Source organism: Sphingomonas natans, assembly GCF_030546695.1.
In the GTDB taxonomy this organism is placed as follows: Bacteria; Pseudomonadota; Alphaproteobacteria; order Sphingomonadales; family Sphingomonadaceae; genus Sphingomonas_I; species Sphingomonas_I natans.
Window position 1 is genome coordinate 503,559 of the sequence record NZ_JAUOTP010000003.1, and the last position, 25,026, is coordinate 528,584.

At 63.7% G+C, this 25,026-nt stretch carries 23 protein-coding genes; 12 read left to right on the forward strand and 11 right to left on the reverse strand.

What is annotated here, in order from left to right; genetic code table 11:
• Window positions 1-78: 78 nt before the first annotated feature.
• Window positions 79-2,286 carry an acyl-CoA dehydrogenase gene (locus tag Q4F19_RS09150; protein WP_303541781.1) on the reverse strand — a complete coding sequence of 736 codons (2,208 nt, stop codon included), beginning with the start codon at window positions 2,284-2,286 and terminating at the stop codon, window positions 79-81.
• A 288-nt stretch (window positions 2,287-2,574) separates the two neighbouring features.
• Here Q4F19_RS09150 and Q4F19_RS09155 point away from each other — a divergent pair, with 288 nt between their 5' ends.
• From Q4F19_RS09155 to Q4F19_RS09160, 3 genes are all read left to right on the forward strand, one after another.
• Entirely contained in the window at window positions 2,575-4,638 is a 2,064-nt protein-coding gene (locus Q4F19_RS09155; protein ID WP_303541782.1) for an alpha-ketoacid dehydrogenase subunit alpha/beta, read from the forward strand.
• 80 nt (window positions 4,639-4,718) lie between these two features.
• Window positions 4,719-4,937: a TetR/AcrR family transcriptional regulator gene (locus tag Q4F19_RS21475; protein WP_431312381.1), complete on the forward strand. Its 219-nt coding sequence runs from the start codon at window positions 4,719-4,721 to the stop codon at window positions 4,935-4,937.
• A 4-nt stretch (window positions 4,938-4,941) separates the two neighbouring features.
• Complete coding sequence (locus tag Q4F19_RS09160) at window positions 4,942-5,244, forward strand: hypothetical protein (protein ID WP_303541784.1); 303 nt, start codon at window positions 4,942-4,944, stop codon at window positions 5,242-5,244.
• A gap of 150 nt (window positions 5,245-5,394) precedes the next feature.
• On the opposite strand, the gene Q4F19_RS09165 is transcribed toward Q4F19_RS09160, so the two are convergent.
• The 4 genes from Q4F19_RS09165 to Q4F19_RS09180 all read right to left on the reverse strand — a co-directional run bounded on the left by Q4F19_RS09165 (window position 5,395) and on the right by Q4F19_RS09180 (window position 9,108).
• The gene (locus tag Q4F19_RS09165; RefSeq protein ID WP_303541786.1) at window positions 5,395-6,105 is read right to left on the reverse strand and encodes a hypothetical protein; all 711 of its coding nucleotides are present in this window, start codon (window positions 6,103-6,105) and stop codon (window positions 5,395-5,397) included.
• A gap of 107 nt (window positions 6,106-6,212) precedes the next feature.
• Window positions 6,213-6,704 (reverse strand): nuclear transport factor 2 family protein, encoded by a 492-nt coding sequence (locus Q4F19_RS09170; protein WP_303541788.1) that lies wholly within the window; start codon window positions 6,702-6,704, stop codon window positions 6,213-6,215.
• A gap of 18 nt (window positions 6,705-6,722) precedes the next feature.
• The gene (locus tag Q4F19_RS09175) at window positions 6,723-7,511 is read right to left on the reverse strand and encodes an SDR family NAD(P)-dependent oxidoreductase (protein ID WP_303541790.1); all 789 of its coding nucleotides are present in this window, start codon (window positions 7,509-7,511) and stop codon (window positions 6,723-6,725) included.
• A 160-nt stretch (window positions 7,512-7,671) separates the two neighbouring features.
• Complete coding sequence (locus Q4F19_RS09180) at window positions 7,672-9,108, reverse strand: aromatic ring-hydroxylating oxygenase subunit alpha (protein WP_341850176.1); 1,437 nt, start codon at window positions 9,106-9,108, stop codon at window positions 7,672-7,674.
• A 352-nt stretch (window positions 9,109-9,460) separates the two neighbouring features.
• Here Q4F19_RS09180 and Q4F19_RS09185 point away from each other — a divergent pair, with 352 nt between their 5' ends.
• On the forward strand, window positions 9,461-9,931 hold the full coding sequence (locus tag Q4F19_RS09185; protein ID WP_303541794.1) for a nuclear transport factor 2 family protein: 471 nt from the start codon (window positions 9,461-9,463) through the stop codon (window positions 9,929-9,931).
• Window positions 9,932-9,965: 34 nt separating this feature from the next.
• Here the strand turns inward: Q4F19_RS09185 and Q4F19_RS09190 are convergent, their stop codons facing one another.
• From Q4F19_RS09190 to Q4F19_RS09205, 4 genes are all read right to left on the reverse strand, one after another.
• Window positions 9,966-10,205 carry a biotin/lipoyl-containing protein gene (locus Q4F19_RS09190; RefSeq protein WP_303541796.1) on the reverse strand — a complete coding sequence of 80 codons (240 nt, stop codon included), beginning with the start codon at window positions 10,203-10,205 and terminating at the stop codon, window positions 9,966-9,968.
• Entirely contained in the window at window positions 10,205-11,209 is a 1,005-nt protein-coding gene (locus Q4F19_RS09195) for an alpha-ketoacid dehydrogenase subunit beta (RefSeq protein WP_303541797.1), read from the reverse strand. Before Q4F19_RS09195 ends, Q4F19_RS09190 begins: the two co-directional genes overlap by 1 nt.
• Before the next feature lie 10 nt (window positions 11,210-11,219).
• Window positions 11,220-12,215: a thiamine pyrophosphate-dependent dehydrogenase E1 component subunit alpha gene (locus Q4F19_RS09200; RefSeq protein WP_303541799.1), complete on the reverse strand. Its 996-nt coding sequence runs from the start codon at window positions 12,213-12,215 to the stop codon at window positions 11,220-11,222.
• Between the two features lie 87 nt (window positions 12,216-12,302).
• The gene (locus Q4F19_RS09205; RefSeq protein WP_303541801.1) at window positions 12,303-13,097 is read right to left on the reverse strand and encodes an HpcH/HpaI aldolase family protein; all 795 of its coding nucleotides are present in this window, start codon (window positions 13,095-13,097) and stop codon (window positions 12,303-12,305) included.
• 432 nt (window positions 13,098-13,529) lie between these two features.
• Here Q4F19_RS09205 and Q4F19_RS09210 point away from each other — a divergent pair, with 432 nt between their 5' ends.
• From Q4F19_RS09210 to Q4F19_RS09245, 8 genes are all read left to right on the forward strand, one after another.
• On the forward strand, window positions 13,530-15,764 hold the full coding sequence (locus Q4F19_RS09210; RefSeq protein ID WP_303541803.1) for a TonB-dependent receptor: 2,235 nt from the start codon (window positions 13,530-13,532) through the stop codon (window positions 15,762-15,764).
• A 73-nt stretch (window positions 15,765-15,837) separates the two neighbouring features.
• On the forward strand, window positions 15,838-16,353 hold the full coding sequence (locus tag Q4F19_RS09215) for a nuclear transport factor 2 family protein (RefSeq protein ID WP_303541805.1): 516 nt from the start codon (window positions 15,838-15,840) through the stop codon (window positions 16,351-16,353).
• A 43-nt stretch (window positions 16,354-16,396) separates the two neighbouring features.
• Window positions 16,397-18,064 carry an FAD-dependent oxidoreductase gene (locus Q4F19_RS09220; protein ID WP_303541806.1) on the forward strand — a complete coding sequence of 556 codons (1,668 nt, stop codon included), beginning with the start codon at window positions 16,397-16,399 and terminating at the stop codon, window positions 18,062-18,064.
• Between the two features lie 233 nt (window positions 18,065-18,297).
• Window positions 18,298-19,182, forward strand: coding sequence for an SMP-30/gluconolactonase/LRE family protein (locus Q4F19_RS09225; RefSeq protein WP_303541807.1), 885 nt, complete (start codon window positions 18,298-18,300; stop codon window positions 19,180-19,182).
• A 36-nt stretch (window positions 19,183-19,218) separates the two neighbouring features.
• The gene (locus tag Q4F19_RS09230; RefSeq protein ID WP_303541809.1) at window positions 19,219-20,496 is read left to right on the forward strand and encodes a cytochrome P450; all 1,278 of its coding nucleotides are present in this window, start codon (window positions 19,219-19,221) and stop codon (window positions 20,494-20,496) included.
• Window positions 20,497-20,591: 95 nt separating this feature from the next.
• The gene (locus Q4F19_RS09235) at window positions 20,592-21,341 is read left to right on the forward strand and encodes an electron transfer flavoprotein subunit beta/FixA family protein (RefSeq protein WP_303541811.1); all 750 of its coding nucleotides are present in this window, start codon (window positions 20,592-20,594) and stop codon (window positions 21,339-21,341) included.
• Window positions 21,338-22,264 carry an electron transfer flavoprotein subunit alpha/FixB family protein gene (locus Q4F19_RS09240; protein ID WP_303541812.1) on the forward strand — a complete coding sequence of 309 codons (927 nt, stop codon included), beginning with the start codon at window positions 21,338-21,340 and terminating at the stop codon, window positions 22,262-22,264. Before Q4F19_RS09235 ends, Q4F19_RS09240 begins: the two co-directional genes overlap by 4 nt.
• Window positions 22,265-22,280: 16 nt before the next feature.
• Complete coding sequence (locus tag Q4F19_RS09245) at window positions 22,281-23,252, forward strand: alpha/beta hydrolase (RefSeq protein ID WP_303541813.1); 972 nt, start codon at window positions 22,281-22,283, stop codon at window positions 23,250-23,252.
• Between the two features lie 21 nt (window positions 23,253-23,273).
• On the opposite strand, the gene Q4F19_RS09250 is transcribed toward Q4F19_RS09245, so the two are convergent.
• Together Q4F19_RS09250 and Q4F19_RS09255 are read right to left on the reverse strand one after the other, a co-directional pair.
• Complete coding sequence (locus tag Q4F19_RS09250) at window positions 23,274-24,167, reverse strand: LLM class F420-dependent oxidoreductase (RefSeq protein ID WP_303541814.1); 894 nt, start codon at window positions 24,165-24,167, stop codon at window positions 23,274-23,276.
• 54 nt (window positions 24,168-24,221) lie between these two features.
• Window positions 24,222-25,016, reverse strand: a complete 795-nt coding sequence (locus Q4F19_RS09255; RefSeq protein ID WP_303541815.1) for an SDR family NAD(P)-dependent oxidoreductase — start codon at window positions 25,014-25,016, stop codon at window positions 24,222-24,224.
• Window positions 25,017-25,026: the final 10 nt, after the last annotated feature.

Here is a 25,026-nt window from a genome sequence, read left to right on the forward strand (position 1 = left end):
AAGGGCGGCCGACCCGCGCTAGTGCCGGACGCGAGTGTGCGGCAAGTTCGGTGCGGGAAAACCGCGGCCGCGATGTCTTCAGGCGCGGCTGCGCGGCAGCCCTAGGCGCTTTTCGGCCACCATGCTGCGAAGCACTTCGCTCGTTCCGCCGTAGATCGACGTTGCGGTGGAGTGTCGGTAGCCCTTCTCGACGAGCCCGAGGCCGCTATTGCCCCGAACGAGCGAGGCCGGCGCGGCGAGGTCGAGCAGATCGGCCGAGTCTTCGATAAAGGCCTGGGTGGTGAAGACCTTTGAAGCCGGTCCCTGCGCCTGATCCGGCTTCTGGGCGAGACGCGACCAGAGCGCCCGCGCGCTCATGCCTTCGCTGATACTGGCATGAGCGTAGACGCGGGCAAGGCGCGCCAGGGTCGCCGGATGTTCGATCAGGGGAACGCCATCGCGGATTTCATCGCGTGCCCACGTCGCAACCGCGTCGATCATATCGCGCAGCTGATAGTGGTAGAAGCTCCCCCCCTGCTCCATCGACAGCGCCGCCGCCATCATCCGGACGCCGCCATTGACGTCGCCGAGCCGGTAGCGATCGGGAATGCGCACATCTTCGTAGAAGGTCGCGTTCGTGCGTTCGTCCATGAAGGTATGGACCGGCTGGATCTCGATGCCCGGATGATCCAGCGGCACCAGAAACAATGTCAGGCCCTTGTGCTTGGGCGCCTCCGGGTCGGTCCGCGCCAGCAGCAGGACGTAACTGGAAAGCTCGGCACCGGACGTGAACATCTTCTGTCCGTTGACGATCCACTCCTCGCCGTCGCGTACGGCGCGCGTCTTCGCCGCGAACACGTCCGAACCACCCGAGGGTTCGGTGAATCCCAGACACGACGTCACCTCGCCGCGGGCGAAGGGCAGCAGGACCTCCTCCTGAAGCTCGGGCGTACCGGCCTTCTGCACCAGGACACCGGCCATTCCGGTCACGCCGCGGGCAAGGCCGGCGTAGCCCACTTCCTGCCAGACGGCGGAGCAGGCCCGGGTGGTATCGGCATTCGCGCCCCGTCCGCCCCAGTGCTCCGGCCAGTCCGGGAAAAGCAGGCCCGCCTGGCCCATCGTCCGGTGCACGGTCCAATCGTGGGCTTCGAAATTCTGCTCGCCGAAGTTTTCGCGGGCGGGATCGAGCAACGGCTCCATGATCGTGCGCATTTCCGCTGCGAGCGCATCATCCTGGTCGGGCGCCTCGAAGTCGACCTCGACCGTCCCGACATCAGGCAGGCAGGTGTCCTGGCCCAGAAAGAGCCGCCTGCCGCCTAGCGTCAGCTCGGCTTCCGGATCACCGAGCGCCAGCCCCCAGGACTTTGCGCGACGATGATAGAGCTGAATGTCATATTCGTTGCTCAACCCATAGCCGCCGAACGTGTGGATGGCGTGGGCCACCGCGTTCGTGGCCGTCCGGCTCGCCCACCAGAACAGCATCGAGATGGACGCTCCGGCATCGGACTTGCGATCATGGATGCCGCGCAGGATCCACCACAGGAACATTTCCGCGCCGTCCGCATCGATGACGTCGACAGCGAGCGGATGTCCGATCCCCTGATAGGATCCGATCGGCTGGCCGAACGCGACGCGCTCGCAGGCATATTCAGAGGCCAGCCTGAGCGCCTCGCGGGACAGCCCGATCAGCGCGGCCGAGGTCAGCAGCTTCCACTCCTCAATGCCGGCCTGCCAGATCGTCGCCGCATCGGCATTGCCCGACAGAATATGCCGCTGGCCCGCTCCTGGAGTGAAGATGCCCACAGCGCTGCCGCCAAGCGTGTTCGGCGCTTCGGGCTTAGCCGCCGGAACTTCGATGGCAAGCTCTGTGCCGTCGAACGTCAGCACGGCCGTCGCGACCGCAGCGCCCGGCACGAACTGCGGCTTGCCGGGCTCGACCGGGCGGAGCGCGAGCGTCAGCAGCGTCTCGCCGTCGCGGACCTTGGCGATCCACTCCCGCGCGAGGTCGCCGCCAACCTCACCCAATATCCGCAAGGCCGTGATCGTCTCGGCGAGCGGTGCCGGGGCAATCCGCCTCCCCGCTTCGGCCATCAGCAGGCATGCGTCGAACAATCCCAGGCCACCGCCACCGAGATCCGCCGACAGTCGCAGAAAAGGCGCTTCAAGCTGGACAAGGTCCTTCCAGAGCACGGGATCGAAACCGACCGGTTCGGCGGCGCGGACGCGCGCCATCGTCGCCTCGTCCGTAAAGAAGCGTTCGAACATGTCCTGCAGTGGTTTGCTGTCGTCGGGCAGGTTGAGATTCATCGAACGGCCTCAAGCTATGGAGAAAGGTTCCGCTCGAAACGGGCGGTCGACCGCAGCCGTCGTAATCGGGTGCGTGCGCGCGACCAAGCGTGTCGGCCCTTCCGGCCGTGCAAAACCCGCACTCTTCGTCCCGACGATGCTTGGCGCGTTTCCAACGAAATGGCAATTGCCAAGCGCATTGTCCTTCGTCACTAGTTCGGGAGGGCAAACGGTGCGGCTGTCGAACGCTGCGGCTTCCGTTCAGGACCAGACCGCAGGTGAAGCGCCGCCGCGCAGATGACGGCCGACATGAATGGAGATGATATGCTCGACGAGCTGGAGCGCACGAACCTCGGGATCGATCCCGCGGTGCTTCTGGACATCTACCGCCAGATGTCGCGCATCCACGAAGTCGACAAGGCCATCCGGTCCGGCTTGTCGGCGGGCCGCTTCCAGTTCACCTATTGGCCGATGACGGGCCAGGAAGCGATCCCCGCGACCCTGGCCACGCTGACCGATGCCAGCGACTATATGGTCACGATCTATCGCGGCATCCACGACCAGGTCGCCAAGGGCGTCCCCTTGAAGGGGCTGTTCGCCGAGGCGATGTCGCGCAAGGACGGTCTCAACAAGGGCAAGGGCGGATCGCCGCACATCTCCGATCCGACGAGCGGATCGATGCTGACGACGGCCATCGTCGGTGCCGGCGCGCCCATCGCCAACGGACTGGCGCTGGCGGCGAAGATGCGGGGCGAAGGCCGTGTGACGATCGTCAATTTCGGTGACGGGGCGACCAGCATCGGGGCGGTACACGAGGCCATGAATCTGGCCGGCGCCTGGAAGCTGCCGATCATCTTCATGTGCCAGAACAACCAGATCGGCGAATATACCAAGATCCCGGACTATACGGCGAGCCCCGACTTTGCCGGCCGTGCGGCAGGCTATGGCTTCCGGGGCGTCAAGGTCGATGCCAACGATCCGATCGCGTTTCACGCCGCCATGAAGGAGATCGTCGAGGACGTGCGGGCCGGAAAGGGTCCGGTGTTCGTCGAGGCGGTCACGCTGCGGCTTGGCACGCATGCGGGCTTCGCTCCGAACGAGCTCCTGACCAAGGACGAGCTGGCGGCGGGTCGCGCAAACTGGCCGGTTCCGAAGACTCGCGCCTTCCTGCTGGAAACCAAGATCGCGACCGAGGAGGAACTGGCCGCGATCGACGGTGCTGCCGCAGCGGAAGTGGCCGAGGCCGTCGCCTTTGCGACCGCGAGCGAACCGATCACCGAAGAGGATATGTTCAACGACGTCTATGACGATCCGTCGGTCATCCCGATGCGCGGCGTCTACTCCTTCCGAGAGGAGGAGGCGCCGGTCACCGGCGAGACGAAGCTGATGGCGATGTACGAGGCGATCATCAGCGCACAGGACCTCGCGCTGGAGGCCGATCCCGGCGTTTTTCTCCTGGGCGAGGACATTGGCGATCCGCCCGGCGGCGTCTTCAAGACCACGGCCGGCCTCCAGACGAAATGGGGCAAGGAGCGGGTCAGGCCGACCCCGATTGCGGAGCAGGCGATCATCGGTGCGGCGACGGGTGCCGCTTTGGTCGGAATGCGTCCCGTGGCCGAACTGATGTTCGCGGATTTCATCGGCGTGACGATGGACCAGATCGCGAACCACGCCGCCAAGCAGCGTTACATGTCGGGTAGCGCTACCAACGTGCCGATGACGATGCGGATCCTGGTCGCGGGCGGACTGGGCGGCTTCGGTGCGCAGCACAGCCAGTCTCTCGAGGCGTGGCTGCTCCACGTTCCAGGTCTCAAGATCGCTTATCCATCCACCACGCTCGATGCGCGCGGTCTGCTGGCCAGCTGCATTTTCGACGAGGATCCCTGCGTCCACTTCGAATCGATGGCGATGGTCTTCGGCGCGCCGAAGCAGGAAGTCCCGATCGGGGACTATCGCATTCCTCTGGGCGTCGCCAAGGTGCGCCGCGAAGGCACCGACATCACTATCATTTCGTTCGGTTGGCAGGTGAACCAGTGCCTGGCGGCGGCGGAAGAGCTGGCCAAGGACGGTGTCAGCGCCGAGGTGATCGATCTTCGCTCGCTGATGCCGCTCGACTATCACCGCGTGCTGGACTCCGTGAGGAAGACGCGCCGGGCTCTGGTCGTCCATGCCGCGACCGAATTCTGCGGTCTGGGTTCGGAGATCGCCGCGACGATTAACGAGGAACTTTTCCCGATCCTGAAGGCGCCAGCGTCGCGATTTGGTGCTTATTATACGCCAATCAGCTTCTCGGCCGCGATCGAGGCGAAGCAGATGCCGAATACCGGATCGATCGTCGCGCGTGTGCGCGAGGTCTTGAAGGACCGCGGCTGAGCGGGCAAATCGGCCCCCTCGCCTCATAGCCGAGGGCTAGTCTCGCCCGTCGGCCGGATCGGAAGACGCTGGAACCATCGATGCGATGCGATGCCGCTGCTCGTCGAGAGGTCCTCATCGACGCCGGCGCGCACTGCTTCGCCGAGGGCGGATATCTCGTCCCGCTCGGCGAGATCGCGGCGCGGGCCGGCGTCGAGCGGGGAACGCTGTATCGGAATTTCCGGGATCGCTTGAGTTGGCGGCCATCCTCAAGCGCAATGTCGAAGCACTCGCCGCGCGGGCCGATGCCTGCCGTTTGAGGACATGCTGATCACGCTGGCCGAAGGTGCAGGCCCACTTGCACTCTTCGGCGATCCTGGCGATGGGGATAGCGCCGAGGCCACACGTCGCGGCACCAGCGTGACCGGTCTCGTTACCGCGCTGGGTCCGATCGTGGACAAGGCGCATCGGCGCGGAGAATTGCGCGGGGACGCCAACGGCTGGACCGTGCTTGTCGAGCTGCATATGATCTGGCAGCGACCTCTCGGTGGCTGGACGCCCGGCGCAAGGCGCCAGACTATTGCAGAGGCGCTCGATCTGGTGATGCGGGGCCTGACGCCTCGCTGAGCTGCAGACGTCGAGGGCGTGCCGGCATGGTCCCGTGAGGCGCGGGCCCGCAAGGCGCGGCGTCCAAGGGCCTGCCGCGCCCGACCCCGGCACTCACGTGACGAGACGATTATCCCGGGCGATTGTCCCGGCCGATCGCCGGACGGCGCGTCAGGCGGTGGGCAGGTGACGCGACCATTCGAACGGCACGATCGCGTAGAAGGGGGCGGCCAGAAGGCCTTCGACGCCCTCCGTTTCCCACCGGGCGCGCAGCGCCTCGCCCAGCGCCGCGGCCGCTTCGACCGGATCGGAATCGAGATAGCAGTAGGTGACCTGAAGGCCGCGGGCATCGCCTTCATAGGGCTCCGGAGCGATCGCTCCGTGGTACCAACAGACACCGGCAACCCCGGGAAGGTCGGCGAGCGCCTCTGGCGACGTCTGCCCTTGCTCGATGATGATGTAGACGCCTAGGGCGGGCCGCCACGGAATGACATCGGCGCCCGCCACCGCGCGCGGTGCAGCCACCTTCCCGCTCAGGTCCGCCGTCATGTAGCGGATGCTCGGAAGCCGGATTGGCATCCGGCCGCCCTCCCCCAGCGCCTGCCCGAGGATGTTGAACCCGGGAATGCCACCGGCATCGGTGAACATGTAGGTCATGACATGATCGACCAGATCATATTCGCCGACGCTTGCGGCGCGCGCAGCCCGGCAGGCAGCCGTCGAGACCAGCCGCAGCGAATGCCGGATTTCGGGAAGCCGATACTGTTCGGGGCGGTGGTCCAGGGAATGCCAAGCGATATACTCGGCATCTCGACCTTCCGGATGTTTGCCGGACATCGAGATGAACACATATTTGGCCGCCGTCGCGCCGGTGCCGAGCACGACCGGGAGTTGCTCGGAGGGTGTTCCTTCAAGATGCATGGTCATTCCTCACAAATTGCGGGTGGGTCGGGCCCCGATGGGTTTGCCGTCCGGGATGAAGAGCCGCGTCATGCATGCGTCGGACCGGTCTTGAGCTCACCGAGCAGCGCCGAGGCGGCCGGATCGCCGTTCAGCAGATAATTCTGCCGGTGGACGATCTTCCAGCCACCGTCCTGCTGGCGCGCGAGACTGAGCCGGGACGCGCTCAGCCGGCCGATGACAAAGCCGTCGTCGCGGTGCAGGGCCACCATCGTGTGACAGGTTGCGACGGCTTGATCGCCATCGATCACCACATGCGGAACGGTGGACATGTGCGCACAGCCGCCAGCGACGAGAGCACGATGCCCGGCATCCCGAGTGATGGCCTCGATCGCGTCGCGACCATCGATGTTTCCGATATCCCCGACCGCGTACACGCCGTTTTCGACGTAACAGGCGCCAACCGCCTCGGCATTGAGGCCATCGACCGCATAGCCGTAGCCGTTGATCACCTGATAGATGGCCAACTGATCCTCCAGAAGGGTCAGTCGGGCTTCAAGTCGCTGGATATCGCTCGCCATGGTCATGCCTTCCTCAAGTCAGCCGACCATGATCGAGCCGGCGTCGCAATTGATCGACTGACCCGTGATCGTGCGGCTCTCGTCGCTGGCGAGGAAGAGGGCGAGATTGCCGATATCCTCGGGCTGGGAGATCGTCCGGAGCGGCACATCGCTCAGCGCCTTGTCCTTCCACTCCTCAAAGCTGATGCCTTGCTCACCGGCCATGCGGATGCCCCAGTTCTTCCACAGGTCGGTCTCGATACCTCCAGGCACCAGACAGTTGCAGCGGATGCCATAAGGACCGGCTTCGGTTGCGATGACCTTGGTCAGTGCGCGTTGCGCAGCCTTCGCCGTCACGTAATGGGACTTGCGCGGCATGCCCATGTAGCCGGCCGTCGACGAGACGTTGATGATGGAGCCCGATTTGCGCGACATCATACTCTGCCGCAGCACTTCGCGCGCAGCGAGCATGGGCGCCGTGATGCAGATCTCGAATACCGCGTTCCAGTTTTCGAGGGTCTGTTCCCAAACATATTTATCCTGTCCTGGAATCACCGCGTTGCTGACCAGGATGTCGACCTGCCCGAACTCCTCGATGGCCCGCGTCACCATCGCGATGACCTGATCTTCCCGCGTGACATCGACCGCCAGGCCGAGGGCGCCCGCACCAATCTCGGCCGCGACCTGCTTCACGGCCTCCTCGCTGCGGGCAACCAGCATCACTCGCGCCCCTGCCTCCGCGAACTGCTTGCCCATCACGGCCCCCGTGCCCTTGCTGGCACCCGTGATGATCGCGACCTTGCCTGCCAGCCTGCCCGCCTGTGTCATCGCCCGTCCCTTTGTCCTGGTCTCGCTCGAGATCGATCATCGCTCCAGCAGCGCGCGACGACCTTTCGCGAAGCGAAAGGCTGGACCGACAGGCGGTCCCGGCTCATGGCGTGACGCCCAGGGCGCCACCACGAACCGTCGCGTGCGCAGCCCGATCGGACTATTCGGCCGCCGCCGCGATTTCGGACACGGGTTCGGGCGGCATCGTAGGCCCGAAACCGATATCGACGATCGGGCCTTCGAAGCCGGAATTGACGATTGCCGACGCCTTGGCCAGCCGCTCGGGCTCAATACCCGCCAGATAGCCGTCGATGAGGCGCTGATAATTGCTGATCATGCCCTCGACCTTGTGGGAAAGGCGCATGAACTCGAAGCCGCCGGCATGGAGGCCCAGTTGCTGCAGCGGCAGATTGTCATAGTCCTGCCGCGGGATCGGCGGGAACTCCTTGCTGTCATGTGGCAGAAAGACCGGACGTACCGGCTCGCGCTCCTCATCCTCCGGCAGGAAGGCGAGCGACCAGATCTCGAAGAGGCAGGTTTCCTCGGTGAGCGGCCGGATCCGGTAGGACGACATGGCGCCGAACATCGGCAACAGGAAATAATGGGGAAAGAGGAAATCGACCGCGGTGAAGAAGTGGTTGGCCGCCACCTCATTCAGATCGAACATCGGGAGCCCGCGAGCGCGCCCCTGATCCGTGATCTCCTGGCGCAGACGCGTATAGAAGACGCCAGCCGCGCTCGGCACATCCTCCGGCAGGTCCATGTCGCGCAGCTGCCGCGCGATGTCCACTTCGCTAGGATGGACCATACCGGCCATGCCTTCGCTGAGACGCTCCATGAATTGGATCATCTGCTCGCGAAACTTGTCGACGGTCATCACGGACGGCGGAACCGGATTATTGCTCTCCGGCCCGTACAGGCTGGTTTCCGGCGACGACAGAAGATTGAGCTGTGGATGGGTCCGCATCGTATGATAGCCTTCCATGAAGGCCTCCATCGCGAGCTTCCAGTTCGTCGGCAGCTCTGTCGCGTACCACCATTCCATCTTGAGCTGGTCAACGTTGCGCGCCGAGAGCCGCTCGGCCACCGGCCCTAATGAGTCCAGCAAGGACGGCGCGCTATCGTCAAAGTTGATGAAGGCGCTGCCGCCCCACAGCTCGACGCGACACGGCTTCAGGTCGATCTCGGCCTTCGACAAGGTGTCCGGCGAGAACACCTTCTTGCCGTATACGAAGGTGTTGACGCCCTCCATGTTCCATCGCCAGCCGTGGAACGGGCAGATGAAACCCGAATTCTTGCAATTGCCATGGCCGTTTGCCAGCTGGACGCCCCGGTGGCGACAGGCATTGTGAAAAGCCTTGATGCCGCCCTTGGTGTGGACGATGATGACGGACTTGTCGAGATTGCGATACTCGACATAGTCGCCGACCTCGGGAATTTCCTCAAGGCGCGCCGCCATCTGCCAGACGTGCGGCCACAGCTTCTCGCGCTCCAGCTCGAAGAACGCCTTATCGTAATAGCGCTTGGCCGGGATCTGCTCGGGATCGGTCACCTGCAGCGGGACAGCCTGCAGCAACGCCGTGTCTTGTGCCGTCATCATATCCTCCAAACCAGAAGCCTTGGCGCTGCTACGCTCTTTCTCGGCCTACGCTTGCTCGTCCGACCGCCGGTGTTGAGCTCGGCATGCCGTCGGCAGCCACGATGCCGGCCTAGTTTGACGGTCAGAGCCCGACAAGCGACGGCCGCAAAGATCACAGGCACGGTATTTTCGGACGCCGCCTCCAGCGACAGCGCACTGGAAAGACAACACCCATATGCATTAGCATATAAAATAGTAGCGGCTCGGCAGCAAGAGCGGGGAAGCCGGGGCGATGCCCCGTCCTGCCCGCCGGGGCCCGCCTGCTGTTGGCAAACCCGCCATCGGCATCGTAACGGAGGGGAGGCCTGCGATGGAAGCATTGACCGGTCTGGACAGGCTGTCGGCGCTCGAGGAGATCGCTCTCCTGAAGGCGCGCCGGGACAGGGCGGCAGACACCAAGGACTGGACCCTTTACGAGGCACTGCACGCACCCGACCATCAGAGCTACAATGACGATTACGGCCATTGGACCAGCGCGGCCGAGATGATCCGGAATGTCCGCAGATCCATGGCCGGCCTGACCACGGCCCATCATTCGCACACCCCGGAGATCACGTTCGAGACGCAGACCACGGCGTCAGGCATCTGGGCTATGAAAGGGCTGTCGGTCTGGCGGCAAGGCGAGGAAAGCCACTGGTTCCTCGCCTTCGGCCATTATTACGAGACCTATGAGCGACGGGACGGCACCTGGCTCTTCACCAGCCGCCGTCTGCGCTATCTCCATACCGTCCGATCGCCCGGAGCGATCTTTCCCCCGACCATCGCGCCGAATCCGGCGTGACAGCCGTAGGCGCCCTTCGACAAGGCCTTCGACGTCAGGTTTCCAGCGTCGCGATATGGGTCCTGACGTCCACGGTCTCCCCCTCCTCCACGAGGATCTCGGTCAAGGTCCCGCTGCCCGGCGACGGCACCTCGACCGCGCTCTTGGCGGCCTCCACTTCCAGCAAGGTTTCGCCCGCCTCGACGCGGTCGCCGACAACCTTGAGCCACCGCACGATTTCACCGTCCTGCATGCCCATGCCGAACTGCGGCAGGAGTACCTTGATCTTGGCCATTACACAGTCTCCTGAGCTGGAATTCTGTGATCCGCGCCGACCAGTTTGTAGGCTGCAGCGACGATACGATCGACAGAGGGGTAGAGCGCTTTCTCGATGGCCGGGCTGAACGGCAGATGGGTGTCCGGAGTGGTGACGCGCAGGATGGGTCCGCGCAGGGACTCGAAGGCCTCTTCGACGATCGTCGCCGAGACCTCGCTCGCGACGCTGCACGAAAGGTGAGCCGGGTCGACCATGATCGCGCGGCCCGTCTTGCGAACGGATTTGACGATCAGCCCCCGATCGAGCGGGACCAGTGAGCGCGGATCGATCACCTCAAGCGAGATACCTTCCTTGGCGAGCCGCTGGGCCGCCTTGAGCGCAATGGGAACTCCGCCGGCAACGGCCACCACCGTGATGTCTGTCCCCTCGCGCTTCACCTCGCCCTGCCCCAGCGGAATGAGGAAATCCGGATCCTCGGGGAGCTCCATCTTGCTCGACCAGCAATTGCCGTCTTCGAAGCAGAGGACCGGATCGTCGTCCCGGATCGCCGCCTTCAACAGCCCCTTCATGTCGCGCGCATCGGATGGCACGATGATCTTCAGACCAGGCACGTTCATGAACATCGCATAGGGCCGGTCACTATGCTGGGCAGCGTTCGAGTTTCCGTAGAACAGGCAGCTGCGGATCACGAGAGGCAGCTTGGCCTGGCCGCCGTAGATGTAGCGCGACTTGGCAATCATGCTCATGATCTGGTCCATCGCCGGGTAGAGGAAGGATGAGATCGTGACGTCCACGATCGGTCGCATCCCCACCATCGCGGCTCCGGCGGAGGCACCGATAAACCCGTTCTCGGAGATGGGTGTGTCGCGCACCCGCTCCTTGCCGAACATGTCGACAAAGCCGGTCGTGGTGCCGAACACGTTGCAGACGATGTCCTCGCCCATGATGAAGACGCGCTCGTCCCGCTGCATCTCCTCCATCTGCGCTTGACGGATCGCTTCGATAAAGCTGGCTCTGGCCATGTCCGGTCTCTCAGTTCGTCAGATAAGCGGGGATCGGCAGGCGCTCGACGAACACGTCGTCGAAAGCGTCGAGCTGATCGGGATAGGCACTCTCGCGCGCGAACCGCAGGGCCTCCTGCACCGCTTCCTTTGCGTCGCGCGCGATGGCGTCGAGCGCTTCGCTCTCGACGCCCTGCGCGATCAGCTTGGCGCGGTAGAGCTCGATGGGATCGCGCGCACGCCAGGTGTCGACCTCGGCGCCGCGATCGCGCAGCACGCGCCCCATATTCACCGCATGCTCGGCGTAGCGATAGGTTTTGGCCTCGATCAGCGTCGGACCACCGCCGGTGCGCGCGCGCTCGACGGCCTCGGTCACCACCGCCTCGACGGCGTCGATGTCCTGCCCATCGACGACCGCCGACGGCATGCCATAGGCTGCGGCGCGATCAGCGATATCGGCGACCGCCACCGCCTGCGAAACCGGCGTTGACACAGCGTAGCCGTTATTCTCGCATAGGAAGATCGCGGGCAGCTTCCAGACCGATGCGAGGTTCAGGCCCTCGTGAAATGCGCCTTCATTGCTGGCGCCGTCACCGAAGAAGCATAGGGAAACCCGATCTGTCCCCTGCAGCTTGGCGCCCAGTGCGGCTCCGGCCGCGACCGGAATGCCCGATCCGACGATGCTGGTTTCACCAAGGCTGCCGACGGAGAAATCGGACAGGTGCATCGAGCCGCCCTTGCCCTTGCAGACGCCGGTCACCTTGCCGAGCAGCTCCGCCATGAGGGGACCAAGCGCCGCGCCTTTCGCGATCGGATGACCATGGCTGCGGTGATTGCCGACCATGTAATCATCCTGGCGCAGCGCGATGCAGGCGCCGACGCCCGTTGCCTCCTGTCCGGTGTAGGTATGAAGCGACCCCGGGACCTCGCCGCCCGCATGGATTGCCTCGGCGACCGCTTCGAACTCACGGATCCGAAGCATCCGACGATATTTCTCGAGACTGAGATCGTTTGCCTGATGGGTCATGTCATTCCTATCGAAAAGCGATGTCGATCGAGGAGGTGCCCGCTAGCAGTGTCGCCGGCGTCGGACGAAGTCTCCAGCACCCTCCGCTCAGACCGCGATGGCCGCTGGGACTGGCGTTTCCGCGAATTCCCCAACCGCGGAGCGGCAGTCCTGAAGGGCGCGCTTCGCAGCGCTCGTCAGGAACAAGGTGGCGGCGCCGACGGGAATGAAGCGGATCCCGCGCGCGAGAAGCGCTTCGATCTCGCTGGCGTCCATGGCGGCATTTCCCGCGATCTTGCCATGCCGCTGACAGGCGTCGGCCAGCTTTGTCATGGCCTCGAGAACGGCCGGCGGCGGTGTCGTCGCATAGATCTGTTCCGGCGGTAGCCCCATGCTGACCGCCAGATCGGCGCCGCCCAGCAGCACGCAGTCAACCCCCGGCGTGGCGACAATCGCATCCAGGTTGCGCATGCCCTCCTCGGTTTCGATCATGACGACACAGAATGGGTCCTGGCTAAGCGGATCGCCGCCCAGCGTATTGCGAGCGGCTCCGATCGATCGAGTACCATGCGGCGGGTAGCGCGTGGCGTCGGCCACCAGCTTGGCCTGCTCGGGCGTCGAGACCATAGGAACGACGACGCCCACCGCGCCGATATCGAGCGCGCGCCCGATTTCGGCGGGATCATGGCCGCCGACTCTGACGAGGGAATAAGTGCCTCCGAGCTGCAGGGATTGGAGCAGGGAAAGCAGTCCGTCCCAGCTCGCCGTGCCGTGTTGCAGATCGACGATGACCCAGTCGAACCCGATGGCGCCGAACCGTTCCGCTATCAGGTTGCATCGGATGCCATACCAGCTTCCAAGCGTCGCCGCTTCTCCCTGCAACGCCTTCCTGATCGGATTCATGCGGGAAACCTCGCTTCATTCACCGGTTTCGGGCATCGCATCGATCGACACACTGCCCCTCAACGCCTCTCCACGCAGGGCTCGGCCTGCCCAGCCAGTGGCGGAATAATGCTCCTGAGATCAAGCATTTTCTGTCGGAGACGGCTTCCGCCTGCCGTCCGGATCGAGCGCGCCCGACCGATCGACGGGAGGCCATCCAGGGGCGTTCCACCCTACGCATCATGACGCTAGAAAGCTGAAAATCCGCCGACTTATCCAGGGCGGCCAGCTGCCTGCGCGCGCTGGACCGCAGCACGCAGCCACGCGTCCGCCCGCCGATAGGAACGCACATGCCCTATTGCATTATCGCAGCGACGATGCCTAGATGCCCGGGAGAGCCGCAAGAGTTCGACTTAGGGGAGAGATCGCATGTCCAGAGCATCCGCTCGATCGATGTTGTTCGTGCTGCTGTCGAGCGGCGCCGTAGCGGCAACCGCGCAAACGCCCCCATCCAGCAGCCCGTCCCCCGCCGCCGCCCCGAGCCCGACCTCGGCACAGGACATCGGAGACATTGTGGTCACCGCGCAGCGCCGTTCTGAGCGGCTGCGTGACGTGCCCATCTCGATCACGGCCCTGACCCAGGACCGGCTGATCCAATCGGGCATAAACAATATGGTCGACATCCAGCGCGTGACACCTGGCGTCCAGCTGCCCTTCTACGGCGGCTTCCTTCAGCCTGCCATCCGCGGCATTTCATCGGCCGGTGCGGGCCTTGGCGACAGCAGCAATGTCGCGGTTTACGTGGACGGCATCTACCAGCCGTCGCAGTCGGGACAGTTGCTGGATCTGCCCGACGTTCAGTCGGTCGAGATTCTCAAGGGACCGCAAGGAACGCTGTACGGTCAGAATGCGGCCGGCGGCGCCATCACCATCAACACAGTGACGCCGCGCTTCGACCTCGCGGGACGAATGAGCGCAAGCTACGGAAATTACGACGACATTGCCTTGAGGGGCTATATCACCGGGCCGATCGTCGACGAGAAGATCGCGGTGTCGATCGCCGGTGCCTACGAGAATCGGGACGGCTACAATCACGATATTCTGCGCGGCGGCAGGGACCGGGGGCTGACCTCGCATCTCATTCGTGGACGCATTCTGTTCAAGCCGACCGAGACCCTTTCGCTGATCGTCGGCGCCTATTCCAGCAAGCGCTCGGATGGCGGCATTTATGCGGGCCAGCCGGTCGGTCCCGGCACCGCGCTCGGCTACGCCCTGGCCGACGCCTATGGCATCCCCATCGCGCTAACGATGAGGCCGCATCAGTTCGCCCTCAACGTGCTGCCGATCACCGAGATCAAGACAAGCGGGGTCAATCTGATCGGCAAGCTCGAGCTCGACCTGGGTACGATCAACTCGACGACCGCGCTCAGCCGTGTCCACGTTCACGATGTTGCCGATGTCGACTACACCGCGGCCAACCTCGGCATCGTCAACGACCTGACCCTGAAGAACCGAAATTTCATTCAGGAACTCAATTTCACATCGCGCAAGCTGGGCCGAATGACGGTGTCAGCGGGACTTTTTTATCTGGCCCTGACCGAACGGGGCGTCCCCGGCGACTTCACCGGATATTTCGCAGGCGGCCCCCTCTTCGTGTATCCGAACTTCGGCACGCCGACCCTCTACATCCACCAATTTTCGCGAAATCGTAAGCGCAGCTATGCCGCTTATGCCGAGGTCGGATACGATATCACGGACAGCCTAAGCTTGACGGTCGGCGGCCGGTACAGCTATGAGACGCAAAAGACCGCCGACAACCACTCTGTCCTCTTCGGCCCGGACGTGGGCAACGTATTGCTGCCGGATCCGCGCGGCAAGATCGCCTTCAAACGGTTCACGCCGCGTGCGACACTCCGCTATGCGCTGAACCCGTCGAGCAATGTCTACGCAAGCTATTCCCAAGGCTTCAAAAGCGGTTACGTCAATTCGGGCGATGCCCCTTTCCCACCCTATGTGAAGCCGGTTCAGCCCGAGAAGGTCTATGCCTACGAGGTCGGCTACAAAGGACGACTGGCGACCGGACTTAACCTGAACATCGCGGCATTTTACTACGATTACAAAGATCTGCAGGTCTACACTTATTCCCCGCCGGTCGAATTCTATCGCAACGCCGCGTCCGCTCGTATCAAGGGCATTGATGGTGATCTCACCTGGGAAGCTGTCCAGGGTCTCACATTCACCGTCGGCGCAGCCTATCTCGACGCTCATTACACCAAGTTCCTCAACGCGGTGGCGTATCTGCCCAACGCTGGGGGCTTCGGGTTCGACGTCACGGCGATCGACGCCAGCGGCAATAGACTGCCGCGCGCGCCGAAGCTGTCGGGCAACGCATCGGTTCGCTTCCAGAAAAGTACGGAAATCGGACAGTTCGGCGCCTATGTCGGCGGCAATTACAATTCCGGGATCAGCTACGACGCCGCCAACACCGTGCGGCAGGGGCGCTATGCGCTCCTCGACGCCGAGCTCTCTTTTTCGCCGAGTGCGATCAAGGGGCTGCGCCTCGTGGCGTGGGGCAAGAACCTGACCAACCGGAACTATCTATCGAGCGTATTGGAGAGCCAGTTCGTGCTTGGCGGCTCCTACGGCGATCCGCGCACCTACGGTGTCCGGGCGGAATTCGCCTTCTAGGACGGCAAGTGCACCGGATGGATCACAGTGAAGGGGCGAGCCTGCTCAATCCCGATATCGCCGGGACGGCGAATTGGGCGGCAGGCTTCATCGCAAGACCCAGTTCGAGGATAAGGTCGGGGTGAACGCAACGTCTTCTCTCGACACGCTGCTCGCGCTTGAGGACATCAAGCTTCTCAAGGCGCGTCGGGATCGTGCCGTCGATACGAAGGATTGGGACCTCTATCGTTCGCTGCACGCGCCCGACCATGAATCCCATCATGAAGGTCTGGAGCCCTGGATCGGTGCTGACGAGATGATGCGGAACGTGCGCGAGAGGCTTGGTCCCCAGGTCGTCTCCGTCCACCATTCCCACACGCCGGAAATCACCTTCACCGCGCCTGACAAGGCAACGGGGATCTGGGCGATGGAAGACAATATCTTCTGGGAAGAAGATGGCGCCAACTGTTGGATGCAGGGCTTTGGATTCTATCATGAAGATTACGAAAGACGGGACGGCGCCTGGCTGTTCGTAAAGCGCGAGCTGAAGCGGACCCATGTCAAGACTTCGAAGCAGGCGATCGAGAGCGCAGCGTCGGCCGAGACTTGAACAGGTCAGATGCCGGCGAGATTGCGCCAGGGAGAATGGACGGATGAGCGGTTTCGACGAGACATATGATTTCGTTGTCGTCGGTAGCGGCGGCGGATCGATGTGCTCGGCCCTCGCCATGCGCGCTGCCGGGAAGAGCGTACTGATCATCGAGAAAACCAACCTGATCGGCGGAACGACCGCGCGGTCCGGCGGCGTGATGTGGATACCCAACAATCCGTTCATGAAGCGCGATGGCGTTGAGGACAGCCTCGAGAAAGCGACCGCCTATCTCGACAGCGTCGTGGGCGACCATAATGACACACCGGGCGCGACGCGGGCACGCCGGCAGGCCTACCTGATCGAAGGACCGAAGATGATCGAGTTCCTGCTCGGCCAGGGTCTAAAATTCACCCGCGTTTCCTACTGGCCCGACTATAATGACGAGCGACCCGGAAGTTCGGAGCCGGGTCGTACCGTCGTTGCGGAACTGTTCGACGTCAATGAACTCGGTCCTTGGAAGGCGCGGCTGCGGCCCAATTTCCTCACGCTGTTCGCGACTCTCGAGGAGGCATTACAGCTGCCGGACTTCAAGCGGTCGTGGGCGAGCAAGAAGATCATGCTCAAGGTCGGCCTGCGGACGATCTTCGCCAAGGTGCGCGGCAAACATTATGTGACCGCCGGCGGCGCGCTCCAGGGTCGGATGCTCCAGGCGGCTGTGAAAGCCGGGGTGGAGTTCCGGACCGACGCGCCGGTTCGAGAATTGATCGAGCAGGATGGCGCGATCACGGGCGTCGTCAGCGAGATGGACGGCAAGACGGTGCGGATCGGCGCGCGCCTGGGCGTCCTCGTCAACGCCGGCGGCTTCGCGCACAATCAGGCCATGCGGGACCAGTATCAGCCCGGCACCTCGGCGCAGTGGACCAACACCGCCGAGGGCGACACCGGCGAGATGATCCTCGAGATGATGCGCCACGGTGCGGCGATCGCGCAGATGGAAGAGATGGTCGGCAACCAGATGTCGATCCCGCCCGGACAGGAGAAGGATCCGGTGAAGCCGGTCGTCCAGGGCATGGCGGCGCCGCATGCGATCGTGGTCGATCAGTCTGGGGTCCGCTACATGAACGAGGCGGGCTCCTACATGGCATTCTGCAAGAATATGCTGGAGCGCAACCGCGAGGTACCGGCGATCCCGAGCTGGGAAATCTTCGATGCCGACTACATCTCGAAATATATGCTGGCCGGAACCATGCCCGGATCGAAAAAGCCTGATCGCTGGTTTCAAGAAGGTTTCCTGAAAAAGGCTGACACGCTGGAAGCGCTGGCGCCGCTGATCAACATACCGCCCGACAGGCTTCGCACGACGGTGGACCGTTTCAACGGCTTCGTTGCCAAGAATCACGACGACGATTTCCAACGAGGTGACCGCGCGTACGACCAGTGGCTGGGCGACAGCTTCCACAAGCCCAATGCGTCGCTGGGTGCGATCGCCAAGGGACCTTTCTATGCGATGCCGGTTGTCCCGGGCGATGTCGGCACCTATGGCGGCGTCGTCACCGATCCCAATGCACGGGTTTTGCGCGAGGACGGCAGCCCGATCCCAGGGCTCTACGCAACCGGCGTCTCCACAGCCTCCGTCATGGGCAGATCCTATCCCGGCGCGGGTGCCAGCGTCGGGCCATCCTTTGTATGGGGCTATATCGCTGCAAAGCATGCCCTCACGACCGCCTGAGCGCCCGATCGGGCGGAGGGAGGCGGCCGACAGCCCGCACTGCGGCTGCCTACACATCAAGGCATCACCGGAGTGATATCTGCGAGCAGTCGGTCCTGTCCTGCGCGCCGCTCTGCTACAGCCGTTTCCTCATGCGCTGACGGACGAGCCGTCAAGCCGATCGTCCGGTCGGAGCCTTTAAGTCCACCCCAAATGGCGGAAATGGAGCAACGATGTCTGACGTGACTCTGGTCTTGGATGTCGATCAATATCTCGGCGAAACACCGATCTGGTCGCCGGCAGAGCAAGCCTTGTGGTGGGTGAATTGCGAGCAGCCTCCCGAAATCCATCGCTGGACACCTGCTACCGGGGCGCACGACGTGTGGCCGATGCCGAACCGCGTCGGCGGCTTCGTACATAAGGCAGACGGCACCCTTCTCGTCGGACTGGCTGATGGGCTTTACGATTTCGACCCGCCGACGAATGCTCTGTCCCTGCGTGTCGCATCGCCTCTTCCCGAGCATGTGAAGCTGCACGAATGTCATTGCGATCGACAGGGGCGCTTCTGGATCGGCACCCTCGATCATCATTTCCCGGCCGACCGCTCTGCCGCGGGCGGCTGCTACTTTCGCCTCGACGGTGACGTCCTGACCCGGGTGATCGACAACATCACCGTCAGCAATGGCCTCGCCTTCAGTCCGGACGGACGAACCATGTATGCCGCGAACACGCCGCGACGCACGGTTCAAGCCTATGATCTCGACCCGGAAACGGGCGAGCTTTCCGGCGCGCGCACATTCATCTCGCTGGCGGCGGAAGATCGCGGGCATATCGATGGCGCCACCGTGGACGCAGATGGGGGCTATTGGCTGACGCTCGTCGGCCAGGCCGAACTGCGCCGCTATCTTCCCGACGGGACGCTCGACCGGACCATCACGCTTCCATTCTCGAACCCGACGAAGCCGGCGTTCGGTGGGCCCGATCTGGCGACGCTCTACGTCACCTCGACCAAGATGAAGGTCAATGTGGACGCGCCGGGTTTCGACAGAAACGGCGGCGTTTTCGCACTTCATCCCGGCGAGCGTGGTGTCTTGGAAACGCCGTTCAGAGGGGACTTGAGCGCCCATGCCCCCGTGTGACCGTCCGGGCTTGCGGCCTGAATTGGAGAAGCTGCCATGATCGAGAACGATCTCCCTGCCGAGGCCATCACCGACGCCCGCACTTTCACCGATGACGCTGCGTTGCACGGCCTTCTGGCCCGGCTGCGTCGCACGGACCCGCTTCCGCGCGTGGAGTCCGGGACGACGATCCCGTTCTGGCTGGTGACACGCCACGCCGATCTGACGGCGATCGAACTCGACGCATCGCGATTCATCAACGCACCGCGACAGGCGGTTCTTCCCCTCGCCTACGAGGCTCATACCCGCCGTGAAGGTCAGGGTTATCAATCCTTCATGCGCAATCTTGTGGCGATGGACGGCAGCGAACATCGCGTGTTCCGCGCGATCAGCCAGTCCCGGTTCCTGCCGAAAGCGCTCAACACGATCCGTCTCGATATCGAGAGGCTCGCCGCCGAATTCGTCGATCGCATGGCCGGCAAGGGCGGGAGCTGCGATTTCGCCGGCGAGATCGCAATGTGGTACCCGCTGCGCGTGATCATGACGATCCTGGGCGTGCCGCCACAGGATGAAGCGTTGATGTTGCGGCTCACCCAGCAGCAATTGTCGAGTCAGGACCCGGAATTTGCCGGTGCAGCGGATGATGCCGGCGCGACGACCGGCATGGCCGCCATGAAGCGGATGTTCGACTATTTTCAGCCGATCATCGCGGATCGCAGGATCAATCCGCGCGACGACATTGCGACGGTGATCGCCACCGCGACTATCGACGACGCCTATCTCGAAGAGCGCGACGTCTTCGGCTATTTCGTGATCCTCGCAACCGCAGGACACGATACGACGAGCTACAGCCTGGCGGGCGGAATGCTTGCCCTGCTGCAGAACCCCGATCAGCTGGAAAAATTGCGCGCCGATCCCGCGCTCATTCCGAGCGCCGTCGACGAAATCATCCGCTGGTCGACCCCGGTTCGTCATTTCTGCCGCACCGCGGTCGAGGACTGCCAGATTGCTGGCAAGGCAATCAAAAAGGATGACGTGCTCCTCCTATCCTACCCCTCCGCCAATCGCGACGAGACGGTGTTCGAGGACCCATTCGCCTTTCGCATCGATCGCAAGCCCAACCGCCATCTGGCTTTCGGGACCGGACCGCATCTCTGTCTCGGCCAGCATCTGGCGAAAATGGAGCTTGGATCTTTCCTGCGCGAGTTCCTGGCTCGCATCGACCATATCGAACTCGTCGGGACCCCTCGTTTCACCGAGGCGACCTTCGTGAGCGGGGTGAAGGAGCTTCCGGTCCGCTACCGTTTCAAGCAACCGACAGATCAGGCGGCATAGTTGTCAGATGAGCGGACGCTCAACTGCTGTCGCGCCTGCCTGTCTCTTTCCACAATTCGGACCAAATGGTTCATCGTTTTGATTGGGAGTAGACGATGAAGATACTAGTCCCCGTGAAGCGGGTGATCGACTATAACGTGAAGCCGCGCGTGAAGATGGACGGGTCGGGCGTCGATCTGGCGAACGTGAAGATGTCGATGAATCCGTTCGACGAGATTGCCGTCGAGGAAGCGATCCGCCTGAAGGAGAAAGGCACAGCCACCGAGGTGGTGGTCGTGTCGGTCGGCCCGCAGAAGGCGCAGGAGACGCTGCGGACCGCACTCGCTATGGGAGCGGACCGCGCGATCCTCGTGCAGACAGACGACGAAGTCGAGCCTTTGGGCGTGGCCAAGATCCTGAAGGCGATCGCAGCCGAGGAGGCTCCGCGCCTCGTGATCCTGGGCAAGCAGGCGATCGACGACGACAGCAACCAGACCGGCCAGATGCTGGCGGCGTTGCTGGGCTGGGGCCAGGGCACGTTCGCGAGCAAGGTCGAGGTGTCGGGCGAGAGCGTGAGTGTCACGCGTGAGGTAGACGGCGGCCTCGAGACGGTGAGCCTGAAGCTGCCTGCGATCGTAACGACGGATCTGCGCCTGAACGAGCCGCGCTATGCGTCGCTGCCGAACATCATGAAGGCCAAGTCCAAGCCGCTGACCACGAAGGCCCCGGCCGATCTGGGCGTGGACATCGCAGCCCGCCTGAAGACGCTGAAGGTGGCCGAGCCGCCGAAGCGGTCGGCGGGCGTCAAGATCGCCGATGTCGATGAACTGGTGGCCAAGCTGAAGGCGATGGGAGTGGCGGCATGAGCGTATTGGTCTGGGTCGAGCATGAGGCAGGCGCGGTCAAGGACGCGACGCTCTCGGCGATCACCGCCGCTGCCAAACTGGGCGACGTCCATGCGCTCGTCGCAGGTGCCCGCATCGGTGGCGTGGCTGATGCGGCATCGAAGATCAACGGTGTCGCCAAGGTGGTGACGCTGGACGATGCGGCATTCGAACATGCGCTGCCCGAAAATGTCGCACCGGCCGTCGTGAGCCTGATGGCGGGTTATGACGCGTTCGTCGCGCCCGCCACGTCGAATGGCAAGAATATCGCCCCGTGCGTCGCGGCCCTGCTGGACGTGATGCAGATCAGCGACATCCTGTCGGTGGAAGCTGCGGACACGTTCACGCGTCCGATCTATGCCGGCAACGCGGTCGCGACGGTCCAGTCGAGCGACGCCAAGAAGGTCATTACGGTCCGCGGCACGGCTTTCGAAAAGGCGGGCCGCGAAGGCGGCAGCGCCTCCATCGAAGCGGCCTCGGGCAGCGACTCCGGCCTGTCGCGCTTCGTGAGTGCGGAAATCGCCAAGTCCGAACGTCCTGAGCTGACATCCGCCAAGATCATCGTCTCGGGCGGTCGCGCTTTGGGCTCTTCGGAAAAATTCCACGAGATCGTCGATCCGCTGGCCGACAAGCTCGGCGCGGGCGTGGGCGCGAGCCGGGCGGCGGTGGATGCGGGCTATGCGCCGAACGACTATCAGGTCGGGCAGACGGGCAAGATCGTGGCGCCGGAAGTGTATGTTGCGGTCGGCATTTCGGGCGCGATCCAGCACCTGGCCGGCATGAAGGACAGCAAGACGATCATCGCGATCAACAAGGACGAGGACGCCCCGATCTTCCAGGTCGCCGACATCGGCCTGGTGGGGGACCTGTTCAAGATCGTCCCCGAACTCACCGGAAAACTATGACAGGCTAGGATGCTCGATGGCTGACGATGTCCGCGGAGCGGAGGCGCTTCTGGTTCCTGCCCGCTTCATTCCGCTTCCCAGCCATGTGAGCGATGCGGCGCGCGCCTATCTTGGCCCCTTCCCGGAATTGCAGGCGTATCCGGGCATTGACGACCTGGACGCGTGGCGCGCGTATGTAAACAGCTCGGAGCAGGCGATCCTCCCGCTCCTGCGCCACATCAACGGTCGGGCGGCGGTCACGTCCGAGGTCGAGACGCGCGCCGTCGGCGAAGCAGGCGTGTTCCTGATCACGCCTCGAGACCTGCCGGCCGAAGATCGTGGCGTGATCCTCGAGTTTCACGGCGGGGGCCTGATCACCTGCGCCGGCGAGCTGTGCGAGCTGATGGGGACGGGCCTCGCGGCGCGCCTCAACCGCCGCGTGTGGGCGGTCGATTATCGCATGCCGCCGGACCATCCCTATCCGGCCGCGCTCGATGATGGTGTCACCGTCTATCGGGCGCTTCTACAGGAACGCGCCCCGCAGGAGATCGTCGTGAGCGGGGGATCGGCCGGCGGGAACTTGGCGGCCGCAGTCATGCTGCGCGCGAGGGATGAGGGATTGCCTTTGCCCGCTGGCGTCATCCTCAACACCCCGGAGCTTGATCTGACCGAATCCGGAGACAGCTTCCACACCAACCTCGGCATCGATCCCGGGCTGCGCAGCCTCATGCCGGTCAATCTTCTGTACGCCGGCGGGCATGACCTCAGCCATCCCTACCTGTCGCCTCTGTTCGGCGATCTCGCCGATTTCCCGCCGACATTGCTCACGAGCGGCACACGCGATCTCTACCTCTCGAACACCGTGCGCATGCACCGGGCGCTGCGCAAAGCGGGCGTCCCGGCGCAATTGCACCTTCTCGAGGCCGGGGCGCACACCGGTTTTCCCGGTTCCCCGGAGGGAGACGAGATCAATCGAGAAATCAGCCGGTTTCTCGAGGCGGTCTGGTAGCGCGCTCGCAGGCGCGCTCCGTCACACGTCGAGTGAGCCGACGCCTTCCAGCTGTTCGAGATAGTGGCTGGTCGAGTCAGCGGTGAAGCTCAGGGTCAGCTTGGTCGCGCCGGCATCGAACAGGCCGCGAATGATCTCCGCCGCCTTTTCTGGCGCGCCGACCGGATCGACACGCACCTGCGGCGGCAGCACGAAATCCAGCGGCCGCTCACGGGCCTCGTAGGCGGGACTGGCCTTCGCCGTTGCGATCATGACCTTCATCTCTTCCGTGCTGAGGCCGAAGGGCATCCAGCCGTCGCCAAGTTCGACCGCGCGCTGGATGGAAAGCTTGGTGCGCCCCCCGATCCAGAGAGGAACGTGGCTCTGCACAGCGCAAGGATCGATCGTAAGCCCAGCAAAGTCGTAATAGGGCCCGTGATATTCGGGCTCGGGCTGGCCGAGCGAGGCGCGCAGCGCGCGAAGGGCATCATCACCACGCGCGCCGCGTTCGGTGAACTCGGCCCCGCCGATGCCGAGAAGGTCGAATTCCTCCTTGAGTGTTCCCACGCCCAGGCCGAGGACGAGGCGTCCTCCACTCACCGTGTCGAGCGTGCCGTAGCGCTTCGCGATCTCCAGGGGATGGTGATATCCAAGAACCAGGACGGCGGTTGTAAAACGAATGTTCGTGGTGATCGCTGCAAAATAGCCGAACGTGGCGAGCGGATCATAATATCGCACGCCTCGACGCTGCGCTTCCGTGCTCGGCACGCCGATATGTTCGGCGCAGGAAACATGGTCGTATCCGAGACGATCCGCGGCAGCGACGATATCGGCCACTTCCTTGAACGGGAGGGCGTAGGCCCATTCCTTCTCCGCAGAAGGCGTGATCGAAAGACTTGGGGCGTTAAATCCAAATCGGGAGAAGTCGGCTGTCATGTCGTGGTCCTGAAATGGTGATGGTTCGAAGCTGAGGATAGTCGTCGGATCGCCTCAGGCGCTGGCCGCGCGATCGATGACGATACAGGCTCCGGAAATGAAGCTCGCATGATCGGAGACAAGATAGAGGATAAGATCGGCAACTTCCTCCGGTCTTCCAGCACGACCTGTCGTGATCATTTTCACGAACGCGTCGCGGGGGCCGACCTTGTCAAATATGGCATGGAAGTCATCGGCCATCGCGGTTTCGATGAGGCCCGGGAGCACCGCATTGATGCGGATGTCGTGGCCTGCTCGCATCGTCTCCTTGGCGGCACTGCGCGTGAAATGCGAGATTGCGGCCTTGCTCGCGCCATAGGAGGCCATGATCGGATTGCCCTGCAGCGAGGCGGTCGAGGACAGGTTGACGATGGCCCCCTTCCCCGCCGCCCGCATGAACTCGAGCGCGGCGGCCATGCCGAGCAGCGAGCCTTCGACGTTGATCGCGAAGGTTCGCTGGTAGACATCGAGTTCCGTGTCGCCGGCACGATCCGACAGGGCCACGCCGGCGCTGTTGACGAGGATGTCGATGGTGCCCCGCGTCTCACGGACCCAGCGCGTCGTTTCGTCCCACTGTGCCTGGCTCGTCACGTCGAGGGCGCGCGCGTCGGCCTGGCCTCCCTCCCGGCGGATCGCTTTCGCGACATCCTGCGCGCCGTCCGCATCGCGATCCAACGCGAGCACGATCGCTCCCGCACCGGCCAAGGACAGGGCCGCGGCCTGACCGATTCCGGAAGCAGCGCCTGTTACCAGCGCCACTTTTCCGCTCAGGTTGATCCAGCGCTCTGGCAACGATGCCGCATCATCCATTCCGATGACC

Bases quoted from the DNA above. Each gene is read 5' to 3' on its own strand.
- Q4F19_RS09150 (WP_303541781.1), bottom strand. From the start codon at position 2,286: ATGAATCTCAACCTGCCCGACGACAGCAAACCACTGCAGGACATGTTC.
- Q4F19_RS09155 (WP_303541782.1), top strand. From the start codon at position 2,575: ATGAATGGAGATGATATGCTCGACGAGCTGGAGCGCACGAACCTCGGG.
- Q4F19_RS21475 (WP_431312381.1), top strand. From the start codon at position 4,719: ATGCGATGCGATGCCGCTGCTCGTCGAGAGGTCCTCATCGACGCCGGC.
- Q4F19_RS09160 (WP_303541784.1), top strand. From the start codon at position 4,942: ATGCTGATCACGCTGGCCGAAGGTGCAGGCCCACTTGCACTCTTCGGC.
- Q4F19_RS09170 (WP_303541788.1), bottom strand. From the start codon at position 6,704: ATGGCGAGCGATATCCAGCGACTTGAAGCCCGACTGACCCTTCTGGAG.
- Q4F19_RS09175 (WP_303541790.1), bottom strand. From the start codon at position 7,511: ATGACACAGGCGGGCAGGCTGGCAGGCAAGGTCGCGATCATCACGGGT.
- Q4F19_RS09180 (WP_341850176.1), bottom strand. From the start codon at position 9,108: ATGACGGCACAAGACACGGCGTTGCTGCAGGCTGTCCCGCTGCAGGTG.
- Q4F19_RS09185 (WP_303541794.1), top strand. From the start codon at position 9,461: ATGGAAGCATTGACCGGTCTGGACAGGCTGTCGGCGCTCGAGGAGATC.
- Q4F19_RS09190 (WP_303541796.1), bottom strand. From the start codon at position 10,205: ATGGCCAAGATCAAGGTACTCCTGCCGCAGTTCGGCATGGGCATGCAG.
- Q4F19_RS09195 (WP_303541797.1), bottom strand. From the start codon at position 11,209: ATGGCCAGAGCCAGCTTTATCGAAGCGATCCGTCAAGCGCAGATGGAG.
- Q4F19_RS09200 (WP_303541799.1), bottom strand. From the start codon at position 12,215: ATGACCCATCAGGCAAACGATCTCAGTCTCGAGAAATATCGTCGGATG.
- Q4F19_RS09205 (WP_303541801.1), bottom strand. From the start codon at position 13,097: ATGAATCCGATCAGGAAGGCGTTGCAGGGAGAAGCGGCGACGCTTGGA.
- Q4F19_RS09210 (WP_303541803.1), top strand. From the start codon at position 13,530: ATGTTGTTCGTGCTGCTGTCGAGCGGCGCCGTAGCGGCAACCGCGCAA.
- Q4F19_RS09220 (WP_303541806.1), top strand. From the start codon at position 16,397: ATGAGCGGTTTCGACGAGACATATGATTTCGTTGTCGTCGGTAGCGGC.
- Q4F19_RS09230 (WP_303541809.1), top strand. From the start codon at position 19,219: ATGATCGAGAACGATCTCCCTGCCGAGGCCATCACCGACGCCCGCACT.
- Q4F19_RS09235 (WP_303541811.1), top strand. From the start codon at position 20,592: ATGAAGATACTAGTCCCCGTGAAGCGGGTGATCGACTATAACGTGAAG.
- Q4F19_RS09240 (WP_303541812.1), top strand. From the start codon at position 21,338: ATGAGCGTATTGGTCTGGGTCGAGCATGAGGCAGGCGCGGTCAAGGAC.
- Q4F19_RS09245 (WP_303541813.1), top strand. From the start codon at position 22,281: ATGGCTGACGATGTCCGCGGAGCGGAGGCGCTTCTGGTTCCTGCCCGC.
- Q4F19_RS09250 (WP_303541814.1), bottom strand. From the start codon at position 24,167: ATGACAGCCGACTTCTCCCGATTTGGATTTAACGCCCCAAGTCTTTCG.
- Q4F19_RS09255 (WP_303541815.1), bottom strand. From the start codon at position 25,016: ATGGATGATGCGGCATCGTTGCCAGAGCGCTGGATCAACCTGAGCGGA.